The organism is Nocardia sp. NPDC051929 (assembly GCF_044548645.1).
Taxonomy (GTDB): Bacteria; Actinomycetota; Actinomycetes; order Mycobacteriales; family Mycobacteriaceae; genus Nocardia; species Nocardia sichangensis.
Genome location: NZ_JBIUCG010000022.1, coordinates 153,081 through 160,999 on the forward strand (window position 1 = coordinate 153,081; position 7,919 = coordinate 160,999).

General features: G+C 70.0%; 2 protein-coding genes. Both read left to right on the forward strand.

The window, feature by feature from the left end; translation table 11 throughout:
• The first annotated feature begins 37 nt into the window (after nucleotides 1-37).
• Nucleotides 38-3,838 (forward strand): ABC transporter ATP-binding protein, encoded by a 3,801-nt coding sequence (locus ACIHAX_RS28290; RefSeq protein WP_397280473.1) that lies wholly within the window; start codon nucleotides 38-40, stop codon nucleotides 3,836-3,838.
• A 106-nt stretch (nucleotides 3,839-3,944) separates the two neighbouring features.
• Nucleotides 3,945-7,775, forward strand: a complete 3,831-nt coding sequence (locus ACIHAX_RS28295; RefSeq protein WP_355077297.1) for a multifunctional oxoglutarate decarboxylase/oxoglutarate dehydrogenase thiamine pyrophosphate-binding subunit/dihydrolipoyllysine-residue succinyltransferase subunit — start codon at nucleotides 3,945-3,947, stop codon at nucleotides 7,773-7,775.
• Nucleotides 7,776-7,919: the final 144 nt, after the last annotated feature.

The following is a 7,919-nucleotide window of genomic DNA, read 5'->3' on the forward strand; positions in this document are numbered from 1 at the left end:
GGGAACAACGACATGTCGGCCGGTGTCGGTACCGTCGATGACGAACGCGGTACGACGAAGGGGACGGGCGAACGACGTGGACGGGGGATGCAGTCCGGGCTGGATACGGAGGCTGTGGGCCGAATGCCTACCGCACCGCGCGGTGCTGGGCGGCCTCGCCGCCGCGGTACTCGGCGGGGCGATCATCGAGACAGCGGGTCCGCTGCTGACCAAGCGGGCCGTCGACGCGGCCGGGATCGGTGACACGGCGGCGATCAGCGTGGTCGCCGGGCTGATCCTGGTAGTGGCCGTGAGCCGGTCCGGAGCCGGATTCGGACGGCGCTGGCTGGCCGGGCGGCTGTCGCTGGACGTGCAGCACACCCTGCGGGTGCAGCTGCTCGGCGCACTGCAGCGGCTCGACGGCGTCGGTCAGGACACCCTGCGCACCGGCCAAGTGGTGTCGCGATCGATCACCGATCTGCAGCTCGTCCAAGGACTGCTGGCCATGGTGCCGCTGTCGGGCATGGCCCTGCTGGAATTCGGGCTCGCCGCCGCGGTCATGCTCTGGCTCTCCCCGCCGCTGGCCGCCGTCGCGTTGCTCGTGGTGCCCGCGGTCGGCCTGGTGGTCTACCGCATGCGGCCGCGCCTGCACGCGGCGACCTGGTCCGCGCAGCAGCGTGCCGCCGATCTGGCCCAGCACGTCGAGGAGACGGTCACCGGGGTACGGGTGGTCAAAGGCTTCGGCCAGGAAGCGCGGATGGTCGACCTGCTGGAGCGGCACGGCCGCAAGCTGTTCGCGGAGCGGATGCGCGCCGCACGGATCGACGCGCGCTTCGCGCCGACCGTCGCGGCGATCCCGCAGCTCGGGATGGTCGCGGTCATCGCGCTCGGCGGACTGCTCGCGCTGCACGGCAGCATCGGCATCGGCACCTTCGTCGCGTTCGCCGCCTACGTCGCCGTCATGACCGGCACCGCGCGCATTCTCTCCTCGGTGATCGTCATGGCGCAGCTCACCAGGGCGGCGGCCGAGCGGGTCTTCCAAGTGATCGACACCGCCCCGGTCATCGCCGATCCCGAACGCCCGGTCGAGCTGCCGGACGGCCCACTCGGCATCGAGCTCGATGCGCTGAGTTTCGGCTTCGATCCCGAGCGGCCGGTGCTGCGCGAACTGGATCTGCGCGTGCGGCCCGGCGAGACGGTGGCGGTCATCGGTCCGGCGGGCTCGGGCAAGTCGACACTCGCTCTGCTGCTTCCGCGCTTCTACGCGCCGGACGCGGGCCGTATCCGGCTGTTCACCGACCCCACCGCGCCGCACGCGGGCGCGGTCGACGCGATCAAAGCCCCGACTTCGCGAGCCGGGACCCGAATCGGCGAGGCCGTCGACATCGCCGACGTGCGCGCCGCCGACCTGCGCGCCGCCATCGGCGTCGTCTTCGACGATCCGTTCCTGTTCTCCGACACCATCGCGGCCAATATCGCGCTCGGGCGACCGGACGCCACCGACGAGGAGATCAGGCAGGCGGCCGTCCAGGCCGCGGCGGACGAATTCATCGCCGAGCTACCCGACGGCTACGACACGGTGGTCGGCGAGCGCGGCCTCACCCTCTCCGGCGGCCAGCGTCAGCGGATCGCGCTGGCCAGGACGCTGCTGGCCCGTCCACGCATCCTGGTGCTCGACGACGCCACTTCCGCGGTGGACGCGGTGACCGAGGCGGCGATCTTCGACGCGCTGCCCGACCAGGGCGGACGGACCACGCTCATCCTCGCGCACCGGGAGTCGACGCTCGCCCACGCCGATCGCGTGATCCGGCTGCCCGCGCCCGCCGGGCACCCCGCTCCCGAGCCGGACGCGAGTTCGGCCACGGGCAGGCGAGTCGGCGACGGATCCGCCGGCCGTCGCTTCGGTGCGGCGGCGGCCGACATCAGCGAGACGCCCGAGCTGCGCCGGACCATCGAGCGGCTGCCACCTGCCACCGAGCAGCCGGACACGGACAGCGAACGCATTCGCGAGCCGGATCCCGGTTTCCGGCTCACCCGCCTGCTGCGTCCCGTCCGCGGGCTGGTGCTGACCGTGATGGCGCTGCTGGCCGTGGACGCGGCGATCGCCATCGCGTTCCCGCCGCTGGTGCGCTACGCGATCGACGGCGGCGTGCTCGGCGACGACGCCGGAGCACTCGTCCGAGCGACACTGCTCGGCGCGGTACTGGCCGCGGCGGGGTTGGCGGTCGGCGCGGCCACCACGCTGCTCACCGCGCGCACCGGGGAACGCGTGCTGTTCGCCCTGCGGGTGCGCAGCTTCGCACACCTGCAACGACTCGGCCTGGACTACTACGAGCGCGAACTGTCCGGGCGGATCATGACGCGGATGACCACCGACGTCGACGCGCTGTCGACCTTCCTGCAGACCGGCGTGGCCACCAGTCTAGTCGGGCTGCTGACGCTGGTCGGCATCACGGTCGCGCTGCTGGTCATCGACGTATCGCTGGCTCTGGTCGTGCTGGCGACGGTGCCCGCCCTCGCGATAGCGACGGTGCTGTTCCGGCGGGTGTCCTCCGCCGCCTACACCGTGTCGCGCGAGCACGTGTCGGCGGTCAACGCCGACTTCCAGGAGAACGTCACGGGCTTGCGCGCGGTGCAGGCGAACCGGCACGAGCCGCGCGCCGCCCGCCGCTTCGCCGAGTACTCGCAGCGCTACCGCAACAGCCGGTTGCGGGCGCAGCGGGCGATCGCGCTGTACTTCGCGTTCGTCGTCGGATGGGCGGACGTGGCGCTGGCGGCGGTGGTGTTCTTCGGTGCGCGCGAGGTCGCCACCGGTGCGACCAGCGCCGGCACGCTGGTCGCGTTCGTGCTGTATCTGGAGCTGCTGTTCGTGCCGATCCTGCAGCTGTCCCAGGTGTTCGACAACTACCAGCAGGCCAGGGTCGGGCTGCGCCGGATCGGTGACCTGCTGCGCACCCCCTCCTCGATCGCCGCCGACCCGGCCGACCCGGTGACCATCGGACCCGCGCTGCGGGGTGACGTGGCGTTCGACGACGTCCGTTTCCACTACCCGGGAAGTCGTGTTCCCGCGCTGGACGGTGTGTCGCTGCGCATTCCGGCGGGTTCCAGCCTTGCTCTCGTCGGCCCGACCGGCGCGGGCAAGTCGACCGTCGTCAAGTTGCTCGCGCGGCTGTACGACCTGCGCCCGGATTCCGGCGAGCGCACGCGAGTGCCCGCCGCAGCAGCCGAAGGACACGCTCCCGACGCGATCAGGGTGGACGGCGTCGACGTGCGCGACTATCGCCTCGCCGACTACCGCTCGCGGCTGGGCATCGTCCCCCAAGAAGCTCACCTGTTCACCGGCGACGTGGCGAGCAACATTGCATTCGGGAAACCATTCGCGACCCCCGACGAGATCGCCGCGGCGGCTGCGGCGGTGGGCGCGACGGAGATGATCGCCGGCCTCCCGCTCGGCATGAAACAACCCGTCGGCGAGCGCGGCCGGGGCCTGTCGGCCGGGCAGCGGCAGCTGATCGCGCTGGCCCGTGCCGAACTGGTCGCTCCGGACTTGCTGCTGCTCGACGAGGCCACCGCGACGCTCGACCCGGACGCCGAGGCATCGGTGCTGGCAGCGAGCAGATCGCTGAGCCGGGACCGCACCACGGTGATCGTCGCGCACCGGCTCGGCACCGCCGCGCGCGCCGACCGGATCGCGGTCGTCGACCACGGGCGGATCGTGGAATTCGGCGAGCATACGGAGTTGCTCGCCGCAGGTGGGCCATATGCCCGGCTCTGGGCAGCGGCACAGGCGTCGGAGGGAATATTCTCGGGTGACGCCGGGTCATCACCAATAGGGTCGGGGGTGTCGGGTGGTCAGTGAATCGGCCGATTTGCTGCTGGGCCTATCCTCAGATAGGGCGCATCGGCGCGCAATCCGCTGATCCCCGTGCCGGGCACGTCACAAACGTCGCAGCGCGAAGAACGAAATGAGGCGAACACCTGCTGTGAGCAGCTCAACATCCCAGTTCGGACAGAACCAGTGGCTAGTCGACGAGATGTATCAGAAGTTCAAACAAGATCCATCATCGGTCGACGAGAGCTGGCACGAGTTCCTGGCCGACTACACGCCTGACGCGAGTGGCGACACCGGCAACAGCCAGCCCGCCCCCGCGACCGCGCAAGCTGCCGCTCCCGCACCGGCTCCGGCGGCCACCAAGCCCGCCGCCGCCACGCGCAACGACGCCAAGCCTGCCGCCGCCCCCGCGGCCCCGAAAGCACCCGCCCCGGCCGCCGCCAAGCCCGCACCGGCTGCCGCCAAGCCCGCACCGGCCGCTGCCAAGCCCGCCGCTGTGACAACACGCACACCGCAGACCACCCCGGCGCCGACTTCGAACGCCGCGCCGACCTCTGGCCCGAAGCAGGCCGACACCGCCGCCGACGAGTCCAAGGTGCTGCGCGGCGCCGCCGCCGCGGTGGCGAAGAACATGTCCGCCTCGCTGAGCATCCCCACCGCGACGAGCGTGCGCGCCATCCCGGCCAAGTTGATGATCGACAACCGCTTGGTCATCAACAACCACCTCGCCCGCACCAGGGGCGGGAAGATCTCCTTCACCCACCTGCTCGGTTACGCCATCGTGCAGGCGGTCAAAGCGTTCCCGAACATGAACCGGCACTACGCCGAGATCGACGGCAAGCCGAACGCGGTCACCCCCGCGCACACCAACCTCGGCCTCGCCATCGACCTGCCCGGCAAGGACGGCAGCCGATCGCTGGTCGTCGCGGCCATCAAGGGCTGCGAGGCGATGACCTTCGGGCAGTTCCACACCGCCTACGAGGACATCGTCCGCCGCGCCCGCGACGGCAAGCTCACCGCGGAGGACTTCTCCGGCGTCACCATCTCGCTGACCAACCCGGGCACCATCGGCACCGTGCACTCGGTGCCCCGCCTGATGAACGGCCAGGGCGCGATCATCGGCGCGGGCGCGATGGAGTACCCCGCCGAGTTCCAGGGCATGAGCGACGAGCGCATCGCCGATCTGGGCGTCGGCAAGCTGATGACGCTCACCTCCACCTACGACCACCGCATCATCCAGGGCGCGGAGTCCGGTGATTTCCTGCGCACCATCCACCAGCTGCTGATCGCCGACGAGTTCTACGACGAGATCTTCCACGGTCTCGGCGTGCCGTACGAGCCGATCCGCTGGCGCAAGGACATCCGCGAACGCGCTGTCGACAAGAGCGCCCGCGTGCTGGAGATGATCGCCGCCTACCGCAACCGCGGCCACCTGATGGCCGACACCGATCCCCTGCGGCTGGTGAAGGACAAGTTCCGCAGCCACCCGGACCTGGACGTCACCCAGCACGGCCTGACCCTGTGGGACCTGGATCGCACGTTCAACGTGGCGGGCTTCCACGGCCAGGACCAGATGAAGCTGCGCGACGTGCTGTCCGTCCTGCGCGACGCCTACGTCCGCCACGTCGGCGTGGAGTACACCCACATCCTCGAGCCCGAGCAGTTGCAGTGGATCCAGGATCGGGTCGAGCAGAAGCACGCGAAGCCGACGGTCGCGCAGCAGAAGTACATCCTGAACCGGCTGAACGCGGCCGAGGCGTTCGAGACCTTCCTGCAGACCAAGTACGTCGGGCAGAAGCGCTTCTCGCTGGAGGGCGCCGAGGCCGTCATCCCGATGATGGACGCGGTGATCGACCAGTGCGCCGAGCACAGCCTCGACGAGGTCATCATCGGCATGCCGCACCGCGGCAGGCTCAACGTGCTGGCCAACATCGTGGGCAAGCCCTACTCGAAGATCTTCACCGAGTTCGAGGGCAACATGAACCCGGCCGCCACCCACGGCTCCGGCGACGTGAAGTACCACCTCGGCGCGCAGGGCACCTACCTGCAGATGTTCGGCGACAACGAGATCGAGGTCTCGCTCACCGCGAACCCCTCGCACCTGGAGGCGGTCGACCCGGTCCTCGAGGGCCTGGCGCGCGCCAAGCAGGACCTGCTGGACAAGGGCGACGGCCCGGAGGGCTTCTCGGTCGTGCCGCTGATGCTGCACGGTGACGCCGCGTTCGCCGGTCAGGGCGTGGTCGCCGAGACGCTGAACCTGTCGGGTCTGCGCGGCTACCGGGTCGGCGGCACCATCCACATCGTGGTGAACAACCAGATCGGCTTCACCACCGCTCCGGAGAACAGCCGCTCCACCGAGTACTCCACCGACATCGCGAAGTTCATCGGCGCGCCGATCTTCCACGTCAACGGCGACGACCCGGAGGCGTGCGACTGGGTGGCCCGCCTTGCGGTCGACTTCCGGCAGAAGTTCCGCAAGGACGTCGTCATCGACATGATCTGCTACCGCCGTCGCGGCCACAACGAGGGCGACGACCCGTCGATGACCCAGCCGTACATGTACGACGTCATCGACACCAAGCGCTCGGTCCGCAAGGCGTACACCGAGAGCCTGATCGGCCGCGGCGACATCTCGCTGAAAGAGGCCGAGGACGCCCTGCGCGACTACCAGGGCCAGCTGGAGCGGGTGTTCAACGAGGTCCGCGAGCTGGAGAAGTACTCGCCGGAGCCGAGCGAGTCGGTCGAGGGCGACCAGCCGGTGCCCGCGTCCGTCGTGACGGCCGTGGACAAGTCGATCCTGCAGCGCATCGGCGACGCGTTCCTCAACGTGCCCGACGGCTTCAACGTGCACCCGCGCGTCAAGCCGGTGCTGGAGAAGCGCCGCGAGATGGCCTACGAGGGCAAGGTCGACTGGGCCTTCGCCGAGCTGCTCGCCTTCGGCACGCTGATCGACGAGGGTCGCGCGGTGCGCCTGACCGGTCAGGACTCCCGCCGCGGCACGTTCACCCAGCGCCACGCGGTGATCATCGACCGCAAGACCGCCGAGGAGTACACCCCGCTGCACAACATCGGCAGCGAGAACCCGGGCTGGTTCGCCGTGCACGACTCGGCGCTGAGCGAATACGCCGCCGTCGGTTTCGAATACGGCTACTCGCTGGGCAACCCCAACGCGCTGGTGTTGTGGGAAGCGCAGTTCGGTGACTTCGTCAACGGCGCGCAGTCGATCATCGACGAGTTCATCTCCTCCGGTGAGGCCAAGTGGGGCCAGCTCTCCGACGTCGTGCTGCTGCTGCCGCACGGCCACGAGGGCCAGGGCCCGGACCACACCTCCGGCCGCATCGAACGCTTCCTGCAACTGTGCGCGGAAGGCTCGATGACCGTCGCGGTGCCGTCCACCCCGGCCAACTACTTCCACCTGCTGCGCCGCCACGCACTCGACGGCATCCGCCGCCCGCTGATCGTCTTCACCCCGAAGTCGATGCTGCGCAACAAGGCCGTGGTCTCCGACCTCAAGGACTTCACCGAGAGCAAGTTCCGCTCGGTCTTCGACGAACCGGGCTACGAGCAGGGCATCGGCGACCGCAGCAAGGTCAAGCGGGTCCTGATGACCAGCGGCAAGCTCTACTACGAACTCGCCGCCGAAAAGGCCAAGCAGAAGCGCGAAGACGTCGCCATCGTCCGGATCGAGCAGCTCTACCCGCTGCCCGTCCGCCGCCTCAACGAGGCCCTCGAGGGCTACCCCAACGCCACCGACCTGGCCTGGGTCCAGGAAGAACCGGCCAACCAGGGCGCCTGGCCCTTCTTCGGCCTCAACCTCCCCGAAACCCTCCCACCCCGCTTCGCCAACACCCGACTGCGCCGCATCTCCCGCCGCGCGATGTCGGCCCCGTCCTCGGGGTCGAGCAAGGTGCACGCGGTGGAGCAGGCGGAGATCATCGCGGAGGCGTTCGAGCCGACTAGTTAGTTCTTGACCTGACGCCGGGGCGGGGGGGGGGGCGGCGGGGGGGGGGGGGGGGCGGGGGGGGGGTTTGGGGGGTGGGCCGACCAACGGTTTGTGGGGCGGGGCCGGCCCGGCGGGGTGGCCCGCGGCGGGGCCCCGGGGCACAAA

Excerpts from the sequence above, each read along its gene's own strand:
- ACIHAX_RS28295 (WP_355077297.1), top strand. The coding sequence starts at position 3,945 with ATGAGGCGAACACCTGCTGTGAGCAGCTCAACATCCCAGTTCGGACAG.
- ACIHAX_RS28290 (WP_397280473.1), top strand. The coding sequence starts at position 38 with ATGACGAACGCGGTACGACGAAGGGGACGGGCGAACGACGTGGACGGG.